The 2,965-nt window shown below is 58.8% G+C and carries 3 protein-coding genes; all 3 read left to right on the plus strand.

What is annotated here, in order from left to right; genetic code table 11:
• Positions 1 to 257 (plus strand): M24 family metallopeptidase (locus SMC5_RS03255; protein ID WP_119119571.1); only part of this gene is annotated, 257 nt, incomplete at its 5' end.
• A gap of 116 nt (positions 258 to 373) precedes the next feature.
• Positions 374 to 1,270 carry a glycyl-radical enzyme activating protein gene (locus tag SMC5_RS03260; protein WP_207799011.1) on the plus strand — a complete coding sequence of 299 codons (897 nt, stop codon included), beginning with the start codon at positions 374 to 376 and terminating at the stop codon, positions 1,268 to 1,270.
• A gap of 1 nt (position 1,271) precedes the next feature.
• Positions 1,272 to 2,965, plus strand: a 1,694-nt coding sequence (locus tag SMC5_RS03265) for a pyruvate formate lyase family protein (RefSeq protein ID WP_119119572.1), incomplete at its 3' end; no start/stop codon positions are given.

Raw genomic sequence — 2,965 nt, forward strand, 5'->3', positions numbered from 1 at the left:
TCCGTGCCAAGCTGGCAGAGGACGGTCTTGGATTTGGCCATGGGCTTGGCCACAGTGTCGGACTCGAGATCCATGAGAACCCCCGTTTCTCGCCGTACTCCGATGCAACGCTCGTACCCGGGTATGTCATGACTGTGGAGCCCGGGGTCTATGTTGCTAATCACTTCGGGATGCGCATCGAGGATACGGTCATCGTGAGAGAGGATGGCTGCACGCCTATCACTGATCTTGGCAAAGACCTGGTGATCACGCGCTAGGACGTTCCAGAATATTGCGAGTAACCAGGCTGGAGTGATCACTCCAGCCTGGTACGTTTTGTATCCCATGATGAATATCCACATGGACTTCTAAGACGTTATGCTAGAATATCATTATGGATGGAATCGTTTTTAACATCATGCACTATGCTTTACATGATGGGCCGGGGATCCGCACGGTCGTGTTCCTCAAGGGCTGTCCACTGGCGTGCCGGTGGTGCCATAACCCCGAGAGCCAGAACCCAGATGCTGAACTAATGGTTGTGGCGGAACGGTGCACCGGGTGTGGGGATTGCCTGACGGCATGCTCGACGCATGCGGCAATCCTGGAGGGTGGAGTACCTGGGGCCACTGACGCGTGTACCGCATGTGGACAGTGTGTCGATGCCTGTCTCGCCGGGGCCAGGACGATTGCGGGCAGGATCATGACAGTGGCAGAGGTGGTAAGCGAACTCGTTCGGGACCGCGTTTTCTTCGAGGAGTCGGGCGGTGGTGTCACATTTTCTGGTGGCGAGCCCTTCATGCAGCCGGCATTCCTGAGAAATCTGCTTGAGGCGTGTCGAGAACAGGGCATATCGACTGCGGTCGAGACCTGCGGGATGACTGACCAAGGGGAATTGCTGGGGATGGCGGACAAGGTCGACCTGTTCCTGTATGACGTCAAGTTGATGGATACCGCGCGACATGGAGAAGCGACAGGCGTGGGAAACGAGACGATTCTGGTGAATCTAGCCACCTTGGTGGAGCATGGTGCGCAGGTGGTTGTGCGGTTTCCGGTCATTCCTGGACTCAACGATGATGACACAAATCTGACAGCGATGGTCGGCATGATGCATCATCTGAGGCTGGGTCGAATTGATCTTCTGCCCTATCACCGCATCGGGACGGACAAGTACCGGAGGCTTGGAAGGCCGTACCAACTGGCCGACCTGCAGCCTCCTTCAGCGGAAGCCATGGAGAACATCCGGTGCATGTTCGCAGACGCCGGCATCGAAGCATCGGTGGGAGGTTAACATGAACGAGCGCGTTGCACGTCTGCGTCAGGAGAGTCTTGACGCAGTACCCCGGCTGTCCCTGGAGCGAGCGCATCTGGTGACGGAGTTCGACCGGCAGGCGCGGGGATTGTCGGTACCTGTCTACCGCGCACGCCTCCTGCAGTACATTCTTGAACATAAGCAGCTATTCATCGGACCTGGCGAGCTGATCGTGGGCGAACGTGGCCCCGCGCCCAAAGCCGTGCCGTCCTTTCCGGAGCTGTGCTGTCACAGCATGCAGGACCTCACTGTCCTCGATACGCGGGAGAAGATCTCCTACAAGGTCGACGATGAGGGTCGCCGCATTCAGCAGGAGGAGGTCATTCCTGTATGGAACGGGCGGTCTATGCGTGACCGCATGTTTGCTCTGATGGAACCCGCATGGAAGGACGCCTACGAAGCCGGCGTGTTTACCGAGTTCATGGAGCAGCGCGCACCAGGTCATACTGTGCTGGGCGACGTCATCTATCACAAGGGGTTGCTGGAGCTGAAGGCGGAGGTGGCAGAAGCCATTGCCGGCCTCGACTTCCTGAACGACCCACAGGCAACCGCACGTCGCGAAGAGCTGCAGGCAATGGCCATTACCGCAGATGCGATGATGGGCTATGCAGAGCGCAATGCCGGCTTGGCCCATTCAATGGACAATGCAGAGCAGGACCCCGTGCGCAAGGCGGAACTTCTGCGCATCGCCGAGGTCTGCTCCTGGGTTCCGGCGCACGCTCCGCGCACATTCCACGAGGCGCTGCAGGCATACTGGTTTGTGCATTTGGGCGTCGTGACCGAACTCAACACCTGGGATTCGTTCTGTCCCGGGCGCCTCGACCAGCACCTGGAGCCGTTCTACGCAAAAGGGCTTGCCGACGGCACACTGACCCGCGAGTCGGCCATGGAACTCCTGGAGTGCTTCTGGGTCAAGTTCAACAATCAGCCTGCGCCGCCGAAAGTGGGTGTGACGGCTGCCGAAAGCGGAACGTATACGGACTTTGCCAATATCAATGTGGGTGGACTGTGCCCCGATGGTTCTGACGGTGTGAACGACGTCAGCTATCTCCTGCTCGACGTCATCGACGACATGCACCTGCTGCAGCCGTCCTCGAACATCCAGCTCAGCCGCAAGAGTCCAGACCGCTTCCTCAGGCGTGCCGCCGAGATCATCCGCGAAGGCTGGGGTCAGCCCTCTGTCTTCAATGCCGACATGGTCGTCGAGGAGCTCCTCCGCCAGGGAAAATCCGTGGTCGATGCCCGCATGGGCGGCATTTCCGGCTGTGTCGAAACCGGTGCGTTCGGCCGTGAAGCGTATATCCTCACTGGCTACCTGAACCTGCCCAAGATCCTCGAAGTGACCCTGCATGGCGGTCTGGACCCACGTACAGGCAAGGTCATCGGTCTGCACACGGGTGATCCGCGAACCTTTGCCAGCTATGACGAGATGTTTGAAGCATTTAAAGCGCAACTGTATCACTTCGTGGACATCAAGGTGCGTGGCAACAACGTTATCGAGCGGCTGTATGCCGAGCAGATGCCGGCACCGTTCCTGTCGCTTTTCGTGGAGGACTGCATTGCGCGCGGGCGTGACTACAACGACGGTGGCCCGCGGTACAATTCGACGTACATCCAGGTCACGGCACCGGGGAGCTGCACTGACAGCCTCTCTGCATTGAAGGCGCATGTCTT

The organism is Candidatus Cryosericum odellii, assembly GCF_003570935.1.
In the GTDB taxonomy this organism is placed as follows: Bacteria; Caldisericota; Caldisericia; order Cryosericales; family Cryosericaceae; genus Cryosericum; species Cryosericum odellii.

Coding starts and splice junctions, on each gene's coding strand:
- SMC5_RS03260 (WP_207799011.1), top strand. CDS start 374: ATGGATGGAATCGTTTTTAACATCATGCACTATGCTTTACATGATGGG.